The sequence below is a fragment of the Paenibacillus sp. PK3_47 genome (assembly GCF_023520895.1).
Classification (GTDB): Bacteria; Bacillota; Bacilli; order Paenibacillales; family Paenibacillaceae; genus Paenibacillus_AQ.
This window is the reverse complement of sequence record NZ_CP026029.1, coordinates 3610248-3626527: the sequence shown is the minus strand read 5'-3', so window position 1 is coordinate 3626527 and position 16280 is coordinate 3610248. Positions and strand designations below refer to the sequence as shown.

Genomic DNA, 16280 nt, shown 5'->3' with positions numbered 1-16280 from the left:
CCAGCTTCGTACAAAACTTGCTTCGAAAGCATACGCTTAAGTTTTGTATTCATACCCATCGAGTACATTCTATTTTGTTATTTTATTGTTAGCAACACAGTAATTATAATCCTTTAAACAAAACAAATAAAGACAATAAATAATAACTGAATACATTTCTTGCATGGAGTAAAAGCGCTATAATAATCCATGTAAACGCTATCAACAAAACGAAAAGGGGACGAAGGGATGAAAAATAAGTTATTTTCGTTATGTTTTGTTATTGTAATGATCTTTGCTTTATCACTAACAGGCTGCGGTTCGAACAATTCCGGCAACAGTGCAGCGACAGCAACAGATGAACCTGCTGCTACAGAAGCAGCTGCTAATTCAGGCGGCGAATCTGCCAATGCAACTACTGAGCCCGCAGCGGCAGACGGTTCCGACATCAGCGGCAAAATCACCTTCCTGACTAACAGAACCGATATGATCGGCAAAGAGTATGACGAGTATGTAAAGCGTTTTAATGAGAAATACCCGAACATCAAGGTTGAATTCGAAGCCTCCCAAACCGACTACAACCAGCAGGCAAAAGTCAGAATGGCCAGCGGCGAGCTTCCCGACGTTATGTTCGTGCCTACCATTCCCAACTCTGATCTGCCCAAATATTTTGCCCCACTCGACGATCTCGGCCTGACAGACCAGATTACATTCAAGGATTTCAAATCCCATGAAGGCCAGCTGTATGGAATCACAACCGGTAACTCGACTACAGGTATTGTCTACAACAAAAAAGCCTTCGCCGATGCCGGCATCACTGAAATTCCGAAGACCTGGGATGAGTTCCTGGCTGCCTGCGAAAAACTGAAGGCCAACGGTGTCGTTCCGCTCGCTTCCAACTTTAAAGACAAATGGCCGCTGAACGACTGGGTATATTCCGTTCCCCGGATCATTGCCGGCAACCCTGATTTTCCGAATGAAAAGCTGAATACCGACACTCCTTTTACCATGGACAACGGCTACGGCAAATCGCTTAGTCTGCTCAGAGAGCTGAACGAAAAGGGTTATCTCGAAAAAGACATCAACTCCACCAACTGGGAACAATCGAAAAAAGATATCGCATCCGGCAAATTCGCCATGTACTACCTGGGCAACTGGGTCATCAATCAGGTGATCGGTGCAGGCACCACTTCCGACAATGTAGGCTTCTTCCCGCTTCCTTATGACAACTCAGGCACCATCACTGCTCCGCTGAGCCCTGACTTCTTTTATGCGGTAGCCAAGGACAGCAAAAATGTCGACGCAGCCAAAGCCTTCGTCAAATGGATGATCGAAGATTCCGGTTATGAGGATTTCGCCGGCTTTATCTCCCCGCTGAAGGGCAAAGAATCCAGCCTGCCGCAGCTTAAGGAATTCCAGGCTACCGGTGTTGTGCTGCAGGAAGGTACTGTCGACAACGCGCAGGTTACTGAAATCACCAACAAAGCACAGCTCGACCTCCCGGCTATGGCGCAGGAATTCGTCCTGGCCAAAGATCCGCAGACCGTCTTCGACAAATGGAACAAAGCCTGGGCCAAAGCCAAAAAGGATCTCGGCTACTAATCCCGGACTCGGCAATACAGCGATATGAACTAAGCAATTCACTCCGGCAAAATGGATTATCGTCTTCATGGATAATCCATTTTGCTTTAATCCCATGCTTGTTGAAGAAAGAAGGTTATGCGATGTTCGGAACACTATCCTATAACAAACAGAAGACTATAATCATTGTCTCCTTCCTGCTGATCCCGCTGATTCTGCTGGCAACCTTCACGTATTATCCGGCGCTCAAGCTCGTCTATTACAGCTTTACGAACTGGGACGGCTACAGCCCCGAGAAGCCCTGGGTCGGACTGGACAATTACCGCGAGGTGTTCGGCAATCCCGATATTTTCAAGGTATTTACTCATAACTTTGCCTATTTTGTGATGGGGATTCTCCAGAACATTGTCGCCATATATTTCGCCGTGGTGCTGAACAGCAGGCTGCGCGGCAAAAACGCGTTCCGCATCATGCTTTTCCTTCCTTATATTATGAACGGTGTTGCTGTGGCCTTTATGTTCGGCTATGTGTTTGACACCACCAACGGTTCACTGAACCTGTTCCTGAACAGCATCGGCCTGACCAGCCTCGCAGAGACCAGCTGGCTCGGTACCGAAGGACTCGTTAACTATTCGCTTGCTTCCACCGGCTTCTGGCGGTTCATGGGCTACAACATGGTTATCTACATCGCCTCCCTGCAGGCCATCCCGAAGGATATGTATGAAGCCGCCAAAATCGACGGCGCCGGCTCCTTCCAGACCCTGTGGAGGATTACGCTGCCGAATATGAAACCTGTCATCCAGCTGAACCTGTTCCTGACCGTCACCGGTGCGCTCGAAGTCTTCGACCTGCCGTTCGTGCTGACCAAAGGCGGACCTGCGGGTGCCAGCCAGACTTATGTGCAGCGTGTGGTCGATACGGCTTTTGCTTTTAACAACTACGGCCTGGCCTCGGCAATGAGCATCATCCTGCTCTTCTTTGTCGTCATCGTGCTGCTGCTGCAGCAGCTGGTTCTCAGCCGGGGAGGAGATAAGTAGCCATGGACAAATTCACACTTAGCCCTAAAAATATATTCAAGTACTTTACGCTGCTTATCGGCGTGTTCGCTGTGCTGTTTCCGCCTTATGTAGTGATAGTCAACGCCTTCAAATCTACAGAGGAATTCAATACCAGCAGCTCTATGGCGCTGCCCAAAAGCTTTTTTAACTTCGACAACTTTGTTACCGTATTTGAACGCGGCGGCCTGCTCAGCGGCTTCGGCAATGTGCTGGTCATCATCATAATTACATTGACCCTGAACATCCTGTTTGGCACAATGGTGGCATATGTACTGGGACGTTTCTCCTTCAAGCTGAAGCCCATCGTGTTCGGTGCTTACCTGGTGGCTACGATCATTCCGAGCATCACCACACAGGTGGCGACCTTCGGGATCATCAAAAACCTGGGCCTTTACAACACACTCGGCGCTCCCATCGTGCTGTATATCGGAGCGGATGTAATCCAGATCATCCTTTATCTGCAATTCATCCGAAATATCCCGTTCGATCTCGATGAGAATGCCATGGTGGAAGGCGCCTCCCTGTTCAAAATCTACCGTTCGATCATCTTCCCGCTGCTGACGCCGGCTACGGCGACACTGGTCATTTTGAAGACGATCAGCATTTACAATGACATGTACATCCCTTATCTCTATATGCCGAAACAGAGTCTTGGTGTAGTGACAACGGTGCTCATGCGTTTTCAGGGGGTCAATACCGCCGACTGGAACCTGATCTGTGCAGCGATTCTGCTCATCCTGCTGCCTACAGTCATTCTGTACTTTTTCCTGCAGCGTTATATCTTTGAGGGCGTAACGAGCGGCGCGGTCAAATAGGGGAACCGTACGGAAAGGAACAACAATCGTGGTGTCATACATCCGGAGGATTCCCCGCAGCCTGTGGCTGTTCCTGGCTAACCTGCCGATGGAGCGCAAGCTGATTGTCGTGTTTATATTTCTGCTCTCTCTGCCGATTACCTATGTCAGCTACTTATCCTCCCGCTCCACCTTCAATTCGGTTCTCCAGAGCTCCACGGCAAGCGCGGGACAGATGGCGGACAATGCATCGGATACCATTGACAGGTACGTGGCCGATCTGAAGAGAAACACGACGCTTCCCCTGTATAATACCGACGTGCAGTTCTTTCTCGAACAGGAGAATACCGACTGGGAAAAGAACACCAGCATGTCCATGTTCCTAAGCTATCTGAACCATACGAAAGAAGAGATTACTGCTGTATACTTAGTGGACAAATACGGCTCCGTGTTCTATGACAAGGCTCCAGGCATTTATGAGCTTTTCCCGGGGGAGCGGATGGCGCAGTGGCGGCAGCTGACGGAGAAAGCCGGGGTTGCCCCCGTGGTGCAGGGCCGCCACACCATCCGGCTGAACGCCGGTGATGAACGGGAGGTATTCAGCGTGCTGCGCACGGTGACCTCCGTCAGCATGCTGAAGCCGATCGGTATGATTATTTTTGATATCGACATCGGGCTTTTTAAAGGGATCACTGATCCTGTCAACGCCGTCACCCAAGGCAGCACGATGATTGTGGATGATCAGGGACAGCTTGTCTACGGCGGTGAAGACACGGAATCTCAGGGGGAGTCCCTTTCTCTGCTGCTGCAGAAGATTTCCGGGCGTGAAGGGCATTTCCGGATTGGGCTGGAGGATCAGGAATTTCTGGCAGTCTATACAGTATCTCCGAAGACAGGCTGGACGACCATGGTCACAATCCCGCTGGAACGCATCCTTACTCCGGTGCAAAAAACCCGCAACACGCTGATATTGACTACACTGGCGATTGTGGCTTTTGCCTTGATCGTGGCCACCTTTATCTCCCATGCCCTGACCAAACCGCTGAAGTCACTGGTCCGCTTAATGAAACAGGTGCAGCACGGCAACCTGGATGTCTGGCTGTCCCCCAAATATAATGATGAAATCGGCATGATCGGCAGCCACTTTAACCGGATGATTATCCGGGTCAAGGATCTGCTCCAGGAGGTATCGCTTACCGAACAACGCAAGCAAAAGGCAGATATGCGGGCATTGCAGAACCAGATCAACCCGCATTTCATTTACAACACACTGGAGTCTATCCGCATGCTTGCAGAGGGCAGCGACGAGCCGCGTGTAGCAAAGCTGACCTATCTGCTCGGTGTGCAGATGCGCTACGGCATCGTCCGCAGCGATGAAATGGTTACGATCCGCGATGAGCTGGATCATGTAGAGAATTATCTGGGGATGCTGCAGATCCGCTTCCCGGAGAAGTTCAGGCTGAACATCGATGTGCCGGAGGAATTTCTTCCGCTGCCTGTCATCAAGCTGGTCTTCCAGCCGATCGTGGAGAATGCCGTCTTCCACGGTCTGGAGCCCAAGGAAGGGCCGGGAACCTTGAGCATCACTGCCTGGAAAGAGGACGGCCTTACAGTGTTCTGTGTAGAGGATGACGGGATCGGCATGGACGGAGATACACTCCGTGCCTTGAACGGCAGCCTGCATAGCGGAAGTGATGGCGAAAAGTTCGGCATCGGCCTGCGGAATGTGAACGAGCGCATCCGGATGCACTACGGCAGCTCCTATGGCCTGCGCGTGCATAGTGAGCCCGGGTCAGGCACCCGGGTCATTCTGCAGCTCGGCGGCCTTTCCCCGGAGGCTCATGATCGTAAATAATGTTTGGTATCAAAGGGGGGTTCCGGATTGCTGCGAATGGTGATTGTAGATGATGAAGTGCTGATCCGTGAAGGGCTGGCCCGGATGATCAGTAAGGAGAGCAGCACCTTCTGTGTTGTTGGGACCTTTGCCGACGGCAGGCAGCTGCTTGATGAGCTGCCCTCCCTTCAGCTTGATCTGGTCATTACCGATATCCGGATGCCGCAGATCGGCGGTCTGGAGCTGATCCGGCTGCTGAAAGTAAGCCATCCGGAAATCCGCACGCTGCTGATGAGCGGGTTCGTAGAATTCGATTATGCCCGGGAGGCAATCCGCAGCTCAGCCGTAGATTACCTGCTCAAGCCGATCAACAAGGAACAGCTGTTTGAAGTTCTCTACACTCTGGAAAAGGAACGGGAACTGCAGCGGGAGAAGGAAGAACGCCAGCGCACCGGAATGCTGCTCCCGCTGCTGCAGCTGGATGAACCGTCAGCCGTCTTGATGGATAATCTGAATCTCCCCCTGCCCTATTTCACAGTTACTTTACTCAAGGGAGGGAGCATGAAAGGCGCCATCGCCTATTCGGATATTCTGCGGAAAGAGCAGGGAATTTCATCTGATCTGCTTGAGGTTCATAAGGGGCTGCTGGCATGGGTCCGTTATTCCCAAGAACCGCTTACCCTTGCGGAGCGGCAGGAGCCTGCCGGGTTTATCAAGACAGTCTGCCCGCAGAAGCGGCTGCATTTCGGAGTCAGCCGCTCCTACAGTGAGCCGGCCAGACTGCGGACCGCTTATCTCGAAGCCAAGCTGGCCTGTGATGCCGGGATTTATAATCCGCAGCTGCTGCATTATACTGCTATTGAGGAGCTGGAGCTTGCGGATAAAGCCGCCGCCGATCACTTTGCCCCCATCCGGGAGCCGCTGATCCATGATCTGCAGATTCTTAGCATCACCGGGACTACGGAGTGGATTCACAAGCTGTTCAGGTCTCTGGAGGCACAGCAGGCCAGTCCCGGGCTTATCCTCCGCTCGCTGCAGCAGGCAGAGGAAGCCGTCCGCAATGAGCTGCCGGAATACGAAGCCGCCCAACGGCAGGAGAACCGCCCGAAGCTGGAAGAACAGATCCGGGACTGCATGAGCTTTGGCGAAATTGAAGAGCAGTTTACTTCCATGCTCACGAAGGCTCTGATTAAAATCCGCACCCACCGGCTGGAGATGTCCGGCAAGGCGGTGGAAACGGTGAAACGCTGGGTATCCGCCCATTACAATCAGCATGCGGATCTGAACACGCTGGCCGGCATGGTCTTTTTGACGCCAAGCTATCTAAGTAAGCTGTTCAAGCAGGAGACCGGAATGACTCTGACGGATTACATGATTGAGATCCGCATCCGCAAAGCCAAGCAGCTGCTGAAGAATGCGCCTGACCTAAAGGTCCATGAAATCGGCACCGAGGTCGGCTATCCCGATCCGGCGTATTTTAACAAGCTTTTCAAAAAGGTTGTCGGTGTGACGCCGAACGAGTACAAACGAATTTCAATGGTGTAGGGAGAGGAACAGCTTGCCACAGTTTCAGACATCCGGTGATAACGATGATCATAATGATGCAGATAACATTGAAGTATACGATACGACTGAGCTTTACGGGGAAAAAGGCAGATTCCGCGTGCTGCAGTTCTCGGGCGAGGCCATCCAGGGTGCACTGGATCTGGATAACCCGAGGCGCATTGTCTTTGAATATCCCCGGGCGATGATTCATCTGATGGAGATTAATGAGCCTTTTTTTGAGGATGTTTTTGTGATCGGGCACGGGACGGGGACGATTGCCGGATATTTTGCAGAGAGGCGTTTTAAGATTGCAGAGGTGAATCCGCAGGTCGTAAGCTACAGCAGGACCCACTTTGGCTATACTCAGGATAATGTCATGATTGGCGACGGCCGCAGCCTGCTGGAGGGTGAGCAAGACGGGACGTTTGACTATATTCTTCTCGATGCCTTCACCGCTGCCGGAACGCCGGGACATCTGATTTCGGACGAGTTCTTCAGCCTTACCCGCTCCAAGCTTCATCCGCGCGGCGCTGTAATCATGAATCTGATGGGCAAAAGCGACAATGACCGCCTGCTGAACGCCATCCACACTACGGTTAGCGGGCAGTTTCCCTATGTCGAGGCCTTTGCCCTCCCGGCGGAAGGAGCGGCAGATATCCGCAACATTATTATGGTCGGCAGCAGCCGCCCGGTCCGCTACCAGTCCCGCCACATGGCCGGCTTCATCCGCATTACCCTGGGCCAGGGACATGTTATCCGGGACTGAGCGGTGAGCGGGATGGCATGGGATGCCTTCAGAAGAGCCAGCCGCTGATGATTTCGCTTGCTTACGCGGCGGCACATTGTACTCGGTTTTTCGTGTACATTTGGTTCGTTGACCCTCGGGGCGTCCTATTGTACTCGGTTTTTCATGTACATTTGGTTCGTTAACACTCGCGGCGTCCTATTGTACTCGGTTTTTCGTGTACATTTGGTTCGTTGACCCTCACGGCTTGCTAATGTACTCGGTTTTTCGTGTACATTTGGTTCGTTGACCCTCGCAGCGGCACATTGTACTCGGTTTTTCATGTACATTTGGTTCGTTGACCCTCGCGGCGGCACATTGTACTCGGTTTTTCGTGTACATTTGGTTCGTTGACCCTCGCAGCGGCACATTGTACTCGGTTTTTCGTGTACATTTGGTTCGTTGACCCTCGCGGCGTGCTATTGTACTCGGTTTTTCGTGTACATTTGGTTCGTTGACCCTCGCAGCGGCACATTGTACTCGGTTTTTCGTGTACATTTAGTTCGTTGACCCTCGCGGCGTGCTATTGTACTCGGTTTTTCGTGTACAGTTGTTCATTGAACCCGTACTCCCCACTTATCGCGAATTCAAGGGTACTTATACCTCCGATTTCGCCGTCCCGCCCACCTTTCGCAAATTTAAAGGCACTTGTACCACTGTATTTCTTCCTCAATACTCATGATTCCCATAACTCAGCCTCCCCTTCTACCATAGACTTCCGGCCAGCATCGTGAACCGGATAAACACTAATTCGTCTCCCTCATTCAGCAGCAAGGGCTCTTGCAGCCGCTCACAGGCCTCTTCACGCAAAAACACTTTATACAGCCCGTCCTCAAACGCCAGCAGCGCAGCTTCCGCCGCTTTCTCCAGCTCAGGCGGCTTGTCATTATAGGCCGTCCCGAAGCCGATTTTACCGGTGACTCTCTGGTTGTTAACCGCATTTGCCGTCAAAAAAGGGATCAGCTCCCCGCGCCCCTGCTTATCTGCAAGCTCCTTCACCTGCTTAGCTACAATGGCCGTGATCAGCTCTTCCAAATTCCCTGGTGCCGGCTCAAGTACCAGTTCACGCCGCTCCAGCACCGGTCTGCGCTTGCCCATGCTTTTAACTGTAACGTACAGCAGCATCCGCATTCCCCTCCTTTGTTCATAGCCTGATACGCCAAATAAGTACATCCAAATTAATTACCCGGACTGTTCCGGCATTACCCGGCAAATCTTGTAGTCTTATGATGCGACACTCCGTCTTCAGGGGCAAATCCATGCCTTTTTCCCTTTTTCATGCTTTTTTTGTTAAAATAGAAGGGTCGGCGCATGAACAGACTGTATGCTAGAGCGCCAGTCACTGAAACGGAGGCAATACCTGTGGATTATATTGTTCTGGACATCGAATTCAACGGCCGCAAATTTGCAAGCGAGCATCCCATGGAGGTCATTGAGATCGGAGCTGTCCGGTTAGACGCATCGCTGCAAGTTAAGGATGAGTTCTCAGCCTTAATCAAACCCATATACTTCTCCACCCTGAATTCCTTCATTAAGAAAAAAACCGGTATCCCCCAGGAGGATATCGACGTTGCTGCCCGTTTTCCCAAGGTGATTACAGCATTCCGCGCCTGGCTTGACCAGAGTCCTGACGGCGTCCTGCTTCTGACCTGGGGCGGCGAGGATATGAAACGGATTATTCAGGATACACGCATGCACAAAATGGACGACTCCTACTGGATGGCGGCAACCTATTTTGACTTACTCAAAGGAGTGCTCCGCGCCCGCGGCCTCAGTAATGACATCAGCGTGGAGGGAGCCATGGCCCTGCTGGGTCTTGAGCCTTCCGGTTCTGCGCACCGTGCGCTTGATGATGCCAAGATGACGGCGGAAATTTTCCGGGCCATCTTTAATGAGCTGGATTTTGAGAAGGCACAGCATTACAAGGATACCTTCTCCAACGCCAGAGAACGCAAGACGGTCAAGATCGCCATCAAAGCAATGACCGCTCAAAAAATCGTCCCGACCTGGGAGCTCGTAGCCGAGCACTATTTCTCCGCTGAAGGTGCACTCGCTGATCCCCGGAAGGTCGCGGAGCTGCAGGAATACTTTGCGGCACAGGTCGGCAAGAAATAATCAGCAATAACCTTCTTCTTCCGTAAGCACAAGAATGCGGCAGTTTTCCTTGGGGACATACTATGGGGACTGCCGCTTTTTCACGTCACAATATCATACTTTCTTTTACATCAAAAAAGCTTTGACATTGCCGTTACGTAAAGGTGTAGAGTGAATTTGTAAGCAGCAGCTTACATTGACGGGACGCGGCAGCGATCCGGTTAAAGCTTACGACGGAACAGGTGAATGGAGGGTTAAGCGGCTATGGAATACACCGTGCAGAAGCTGGGGGCATTGGCAGGAATCAGCACCCGGACACTGCGTTATTACGATGAGCTCGGACTTCTCAAGCCGGCGAGAATCAACTCATCGGGATACCGCATCTACGGCCAGACAGAGGTTGACCGGCTGCAGCAGATTCTTTTTTACCGGGAGCTGGGTTTAAGCCTGGAAGGAATTAAGGACATCGTGACTGCACCGTCTTTTGACGGCGTCCAAGCGCTTAAGGAGCACCATCATACCCTGCTTCAGCGGAGACAGCAGCTGGATCAGCTTATCGCGAACGTCGAGTTGACACTTGCACACAAGGAAGGAAGATTAACTATGAGCAATGAAGAGAAATTCGCAGGCTTTAAGCAAAAGCTGATTGATGATAACGAGCAGAAGTACGGCCAGGAGATCCGGGAGAAGTATGGCGAGGAGACCGTAGAGAAGTCGAACCGCAAGCTGAAAAATATGACCGAAGAGCAGTTTAATGCCCTTCAGCAGCTGGAGGCGGATATGTTCGAATCCCTGGAGCAGGCGATGGAGGAAGGCGATTCAGCAAGCGGGCTTGCCCAAAAAGCTGCGGATCTGCACCGCCAGTGGCTCAGCTTCTACTGGGACAGCTATACCAAGGAAGCCCACGCCTTTGTTGCACAAATGTATGTGGACGATGAACGTTTTACCGCCTATTATGATAAACGGCGTCCCGGCATGGCCGCGTTTCTGAGAGATGCCGTACATGTGTATACGGGGAGTAAGGAGTAGTTATCTGCAGACTTTAGCAGCAATATGACAAAAGAAGAGGCAGCCGGATTCATCCGGCTGCCTCCTTTTATTTTCACAACTAAAGTCTTCACTCTCAATCGTCATCGTCGTCGGAATCATCGTCGGAATCAACATCGGTATACAGGACCTTGGCGGTGTAAGCATCCACCCCGACTTCGGTCTTCGTGCGCCCGTTCCGGACCTCTACCTCATAGATGAATCTTCCGTCGTCCTCATCCAGATCGATCTCCGTTACCTTTCCTTGAACAGAAGCTGTAGCCGCTGCAGCAGCCTTTGCCGCCGTGATCATCTTGCTGCCCTGGGCGCTGTCTGCCGCTGCATACTCTCTGTAATCGTCATCGTCGTCGTCCGTTTCTGTGCGTACGCTTAAGATTTTTCCGGTATACGCATCTACCCTCACATCAATTTCTTTATTGGCCTGGCGGATTTCGACCTTGTAATAGTCTCCGGTGATTCTTTCCTTAAAATCAATGCTCTCTACCCGGCCCTCTGCTGACTTTAACGCAAGTGCTTCAGCCTTCTCCACACCAATCAGTGTTTTACTTTGGCTCTGACTCTGTACTGTCCCTGTTCCTGTCCCTGCGGAAGCGCCCTGAACCTCATTGATGCCGTAAGCTCCTCCGAGTATAATGGCCGCTGCGGCCATACTGCCCCATACCTTCATTCCTTTTCTCATTACTGTATCCTCCTTATGTCACTGTTGTCTTTGTCTTTCTCATGTATTTAATATACCGTGGCAACATGAGAGAAAAGCGGCAGCAACATTAGAATTTGATGAGAATACGGATTAATGTTTATCATCATCGCCGTCATCCTGATCTTCCCAGGATACAGACATGATGTTTCCCGATATGGCATCCACCTGGACGATGGCTTCGCGGTCGTCGAAGGTTTTGATTTCCACCAGGTAAAAAGCACCCGATGCGTTAATCCCGGTGTCGACATCATCCGGTTCTCCCGGCACCTCCTGCAGCGCCAGCTGTACCGCCTCCTCCTCGGAAAATGCCCGGCCCGCAGAGGGAGACGGTGAAGCGGCAGGCGGATCGGTACTTCCTGCCGAAGGCGTAGAAGACGGCTGCGGCGCAGGAGTAACCGCTGAAGAAGCAGCAGGCTGCAGCAGGACTATAGACAGGATTTCGCCGGAAGAGGCATCCAGCTGCAGCTCATACAGGCCCTGATCCCGCTCCAGCTCCGCGACGTACCTCCCGGATTGCAGTTCCAGGCTTGAGATAGTTCCGGGATACTCCGCCAGCACGACCTGTCTGGCCTGCTCAACCGGCATGGGCTGGCCTGCTTTGCCCTGCAGCAGCCGCTGCGCTGCAAAGGCCAGCAGCAGGACAATTAGAAGAGCTGCAGCCGCTCTAATTACATTTTTTTTAGGAATCTTGCTTATTTTCATCTTCATTCCCCGCTTCCGGCCGCAATCGTAATCGATACAGATGTTCCTGCGCCTTCCACACTGTCCATGGACAGCCTGGCCCCGATAGCAGCGGCAATCTCTGCTGCCAGGGACAGGCCCAGTCCGGCGCCGCCCTGTTTACGTCCCCTGGATTCGTCCACTCTGTAGAAGCGGTCGAATATTTTGGGCAGCTCATCGCGGGGAATGCCGATGCCCCGGTCTACCACCGTGATCAGCCGCTCCTGTCCGGAAGCCTCCAGTGACACGTAAATATCATCATCACTGTATTTGCGGGCATTGTCCAGGAAGATGAACAGCAGCTGCCTGAGCTTGGCTTCATCGCTGTATCCCTTGACCTCACCTTTTACCTTAACTGTCACTTCTCTGCCATAGGCATTCCGGAACACTTTGGCTGAATCGCGGACAAGCTCTTCCAGGTCAATCACTTTCATCGACAGATTCCAGTGCTCATGATGCTTGGCCAGCAGCAGCAGCTGCTCTGTCAGCTCCTTCATCCGGATGGCTTCCGAATGGATCGCTTCCACAGACTCAGTGAACAATTCGGGATGTGCAAGTCCGCGGCGCTTAAGCAGACTGGCATAGCTCTCGATCACCGTTAACGGTGTGCGCAGCTCATGGGAAGCATCGGACACAAATTTCTCCTGCTTCACATAATTACTCTCCAGCAGAGCGATCATTTCGTTAAAGGTCTGCCCCATCTCCACCAGCTCATCTTTGGAGGTCTCATCCAGGGTGAGCCTGCGGAATTTGCCGCTCTGCTTGATCTCCCGCATCGTAGCTGTCATTTGCACAATAGGCCGCATAATGAGACCCGACAGCACCCGGCTGGAGAGCAGCAGCGGCAGCAGCGCAAATACCGTCGTCCCGGCAAGCACAAGCCTCAGTACACCAAGCGTATCCATTGTACTCTCCAGGCTCTGGGTCATTTGCACGTTCATTACGCTTCCGTCCACCCAGATGACAGGAATGGATATGAAGGCATAGGAACGGCCATCCACCCGGATAATTTCACTGTGCTTTTCATTATAAAATACCGGCTTAAGCGTGCTGAGCTCTCCTTCAGCTGCCGATGTAACAGGTGCCGGTCCGCTGCCGTCCCCGGCGTACAGCCTAAGCATGCCTTCAATCGGCACATAGGCGCGGAGCAGCTCCGGTGCAGACACCTCACTGCCTGCCCTCCGCATATCGGCAGCGATCTTGGCGGCCTCTGCATCGGCCCGGTCCAGCTGGTTATCAACCGACAGCGTGCTGAAAATGTAGTATATAGCCAGGTTCATTATTACTAGAAGCACGGCAAACAGCACGCTGGAATAGAGGTAGATCTTGCTCCTCAGCTTCATTGGGATTCCTTCAGCACATATCCGATCCCCCGGACGGTATGGATCAGCTCGTTCTGTCCGCCCTGATCGATTTTTTTACGGACATACCGGATGTAGACATCCACCACATTCGTATCCCCGTAATAGTCATAGCCCCAGACCGCTGTCATAATTTGCTCGCGGTTCAGCACCTGGCGTTTGTTCTTCAGCAGGTATACCAGCAGGTCAAACTCTCTGGGAGTGAGATCAATCCTGCGGCCTGCCCGGATCACCTCACGGGTGGTCTCATTTAATTGCAGATCCTCAGCCTTCAGCCATTGGTCTGTAACTGTCTCTGCTGCTGTGCGGGCAGACGCAAGCCGCAGGGCGGCGCGTACACGTGCCAGCAGTTCCTCGATTTGAAAGGGTTTGGTGATATAGTCATTCGCCCCGAGATCAAGCCCGGAGACTTTATCTTCCACAGAGCCTTTGGCGGTCAGCATCAAAACCGGAGTATGGGCATCATTCAGCCGGATACGCCGCAGCAGCTCAATACCGCTGAAGCCCGGAAGCATGACATCCAGCAGGATCAGATCCGGCTGCCGGTTCTGATAGCTCTCCAGCCCCTCATGCCCGCTGCCCGCTATATCCACGCGGTACCCTTCGCATTCCAGCTCAATCTGCAGCAGTCTTGCGATTTTTACTTCATCCTCGACAACCAGAATGGATTCTGTCATCCAGCGTCCCCCTCTATATATTGGCCTGACAAGCTTAAATATGTGTATCCGCTGCCTACATTGTATGGCATAAGTGTCCGCTGATTCAAATACGGCCCCGTTACACACAAAAAGGATACCCCCGCCACCTTAAGCGGCTTGGGCATCCTATAAATGCCTGTCTTATAAACTGCGGTGCAGCAGTTCCAGGACCTTCCTCAGCTCGGCAGCAGCTACCTGGCCCGGAGCCGAAGGCTTGTAAGCTGCACCAAAGGTAAGCGCAGAGCCGAATATTTCACCGGCCAGGCGGCTGGCATCCTATATATGCCTGTCTTATAAACTGCGGTGCAGCAGTTCCAGTACCTTCCTCAGCTCGGCAGCAGCTACCTGGCCCGGAGCCGAAGGCTTGCAAGCTGCACCAAAGGTAAGCGCAGAGCCGAATATTTCACCGGCCAGGCGGCTGATTACTCCTTCCCCGGCCATGGACATTGTTATGATCGGACGGTCTGCGTACTGCTCCTGCATACGGTTCGTTGCCGACAGCAGTGTCAGCACATCCCCGGGACTGTTAGGCATGACGGCAATCTTCGGCAGATCCCCGCCGAGCTCCTGTGCCCTGCGCAGCCGGGATACGATCTCCTCTTCATCCGGCGTTCCCGTAAAATCATGATTGGAGAGAATCACGAATACCCCGCTGGCATGTGCAGCAGCAATCAGCTCACGGACATCCGCTTCCTCGTTGAACAGTTCCACATCAATAATATCAACATGGCCGCTTTCGGCAGCCGTCTTGTTCAGCTGGATGTAATACTCTTTGGAAATCTCCTTGTCCCCGCCTTCTCTGGTGCTGCGGAAGGTGAAGATCAGCGGAATCTCCGGCAGAATGGTGTTGATCCGGTGCAGTGTTTCCTTCACTGCCTCCATGTCTTCAACGCCGGCAAACAAATCACAGCGCCACTCCGCCATATCCGGAGCCAGTGTTTTCAGTGCCTCAGCCTCACTCTCGAGCTCCGGCAATGTTGCTCCGACCAGCGGTACACAAATCTTGGGCATCCCCTCACCGAGGGTCACATTCTTAACCGTTACTGTACCGCTCATGATTTCAGTCTCCTTATGTCCTTACTTAATTCTTTTCAACTGCCTTAAGGAATCTTTCAACCTCCGGCAGTGCAGGCAAAGACGGAATCGCTCCCCGCTTGCCGACCGCCAGTGCGCCGACGGCATTGGCGAATCGCACGGCTTCCTGAAGGGTTCTGCCTTCGGTCAGCTGGTAAGCGAGCGCCCCGTTGAAGGAATCCCCTGCTGCCACTGTATCTACAGCCTGCACCGGGAATCCGGCGACATACGTGCTTCCGGAAGCATTGACTATCAGCGCTCCTTTGGACCCGAGTGTTATCACGACATTCTGCACACCCCGCTGGAGCAGAATTTGCGCCGCCTGCTCTGCCGCTTCCACACTGTTCACTTCCATCCCTGTCAGTACTCCGGTCTCACTTTCATTTGGAGTCAGGTAAGTAACATGGCGTAACATCTCGTCACTCAGCGCTCTGGCCGGCGCCGGGTTCAGAATAACCGGGATGCTGTAGCGGTGCGCAATAGCCGCTGCTTCTTCACACATCTGCAGGTCTGTCTCCAGCTGCATAACAACGATCTCGGCACTGCTGATTACGTTCTCCAGCAGCTTGATATCTTCCGGCCCAAGTTCAATATTAGCCCCTGGTACCACGATAATCCGGTTCTCTCCCTCACCGTCCACGACGATAGAAGCGACCCCTGTAGCCTGTGTGGCGCTCTGCACAATATGCTCTGTAGAGATGCCCTCCTGCCGCATAATATCAAGCAGCTCATTCCCGAACGCATCCTTGCCGACACTGCCGATCATACTGACCTTGCCGCCCAGTCTTGCTGCCGCTACTGCCTGATTCGCGCCCTTCCCGCCGGGAGACAGCGCAAAGCTATCACCAAATAACGTCTCCCCTGCCCCGGGAGCACGCTCTGTACGAACTACCATATCCATGTTCAAGCTTCCGATTACTACAATCCCCAAAGTTGTCACCATCCTAACTGTTATTCTCTATCTTATTGGGTTTTGGGACTGAACTCAAGAAGGAGTGCTGCATATACCGT

Annotated in this window: 16 protein-coding genes; 8 read left to right on the top strand and 8 right to left on the bottom strand. The window is 52.6% G+C overall.

The window, feature by feature from the left end:
• Positions 1–228 precede the first annotated feature (228 nt).
• From C2I18_RS16165 to C2I18_RS16140, 6 genes are all read left to right on the top strand, one after another.
• Complete coding sequence (locus C2I18_RS16165; protein ID WP_249896788.1) at positions 229–1581, top strand: ABC transporter substrate-binding protein; 1353 nt, start codon at positions 229–231, stop codon at positions 1579–1581.
• Positions 1582–1703: 122 nt separating this feature from the next.
• Positions 1704–2597 (top strand): carbohydrate ABC transporter permease, encoded by an 894-nt coding sequence (locus tag C2I18_RS16160; RefSeq protein WP_249896787.1) that lies wholly within the window; start codon positions 1704–1706, stop codon positions 2595–2597.
• Positions 2598–2599: 2 nt separating this feature from the next.
• Complete coding sequence (locus tag C2I18_RS16155; RefSeq protein ID WP_249896786.1) at positions 2600–3433, top strand: carbohydrate ABC transporter permease; 834 nt, start codon at positions 2600–2602, stop codon at positions 3431–3433.
• Between the two features lie 28 nt (positions 3434–3461).
• Complete coding sequence (locus C2I18_RS16150) at positions 3462–5267, top strand: cache domain-containing sensor histidine kinase (protein WP_249896785.1); 1806 nt, start codon at positions 3462–3464, stop codon at positions 5265–5267.
• A 36-nt stretch (positions 5268–5303) separates the two neighbouring features.
• Positions 5304–6791: a response regulator gene (locus tag C2I18_RS16145; protein ID WP_249902138.1), complete on the top strand. Its 1488-nt coding sequence runs from the start codon at positions 5304–5306 to the stop codon at positions 6789–6791.
• Positions 6792–6804: 13 nt separating this feature from the next.
• Positions 6805–7557 (top strand): spermidine synthase, encoded by a 753-nt coding sequence (locus tag C2I18_RS16140; protein ID WP_249896784.1) that lies wholly within the window; start codon positions 6805–6807, stop codon positions 7555–7557.
• A 723-nt stretch (positions 7558–8280) separates the two neighbouring features.
• On the opposite strand, the gene C2I18_RS16135 is transcribed toward C2I18_RS16140, so the two are convergent.
• Positions 8281–8700, bottom strand: a complete 420-nt coding sequence (locus tag C2I18_RS16135) for a hypothetical protein (protein WP_249896783.1) — start codon at positions 8698–8700, stop codon at positions 8281–8283.
• Positions 8701–8937: 237 nt separating this feature from the next.
• Between C2I18_RS16135 and C2I18_RS16130 the strand changes: the two genes are divergently transcribed.
• Positions 8938–9690 carry a 3'-5' exonuclease gene (locus C2I18_RS16130; RefSeq protein WP_249896782.1) on the top strand — a complete coding sequence of 251 codons (753 nt, stop codon included), beginning with the start codon at positions 8938–8940 and terminating at the stop codon, positions 9688–9690.
• A gap of 243 nt (positions 9691–9933) precedes the next feature.
• On the top strand, positions 9934–10698 hold the full coding sequence (locus C2I18_RS16125; RefSeq protein WP_249896781.1) for a MerR family transcriptional regulator: 765 nt from the start codon (positions 9934–9936) through the stop codon (positions 10696–10698).
• Between the two features lie 94 nt (positions 10699–10792).
• Here the strand turns inward: C2I18_RS16125 and C2I18_RS16120 are convergent, their stop codons facing one another.
• From C2I18_RS16120 to rbsK, 7 genes are all read right to left on the bottom strand, one after another.
• The gene (locus C2I18_RS16120) at positions 10793–11395 is read right to left on the bottom strand and encodes a PepSY domain-containing protein (RefSeq protein WP_249896780.1); all 603 of its coding nucleotides are present in this window, start codon (positions 11393–11395) and stop codon (positions 10793–10795) included.
• Positions 11396–11506: 111 nt separating this feature from the next.
• Positions 11507–12118 (bottom strand): PepSY domain-containing protein, encoded by a 612-nt coding sequence (locus C2I18_RS16115; RefSeq protein WP_249896779.1) that lies wholly within the window; start codon positions 12116–12118, stop codon positions 11507–11509.
• Positions 12119–12120: 2 nt separating this feature from the next.
• Positions 12121–13479, bottom strand: a complete 1359-nt coding sequence (locus C2I18_RS16110; RefSeq protein ID WP_249896778.1) for a sensor histidine kinase — start codon at positions 13477–13479, stop codon at positions 12121–12123.
• The gene (locus C2I18_RS16105; RefSeq protein WP_249896777.1) at positions 13476–14174 is read right to left on the bottom strand and encodes a response regulator transcription factor; all 699 of its coding nucleotides are present in this window, start codon (positions 14172–14174) and stop codon (positions 13476–13478) included. The genes C2I18_RS16110 and C2I18_RS16105 overlap by 4 nt, the downstream gene beginning before the upstream one ends.
• Positions 14175–14336: 162 nt before the next feature.
• Entirely contained in the window at positions 14337–14447 is a 111-nt protein-coding gene (locus tag C2I18_RS16100; RefSeq protein ID WP_481857943.1) for a type I 3-dehydroquinate dehydratase, read from the bottom strand.
• Positions 14448–14486: 39 nt separating this feature from the next.
• Positions 14487–15251: a type I 3-dehydroquinate dehydratase gene (aroD, locus tag C2I18_RS16095; RefSeq protein ID WP_249896776.1), complete on the bottom strand. Its 765-nt coding sequence runs from the start codon at positions 15249–15251 to the stop codon at positions 14487–14489.
• Positions 15252–15276: 25 nt separating this feature from the next.
• Positions 15277–16170 (bottom strand): ribokinase, encoded by an 894-nt coding sequence (gene rbsK, locus C2I18_RS16090; protein ID WP_249896775.1) that lies wholly within the window; start codon positions 16168–16170, stop codon positions 15277–15279.
• Positions 16171–16280: the final 110 nt, after the last annotated feature.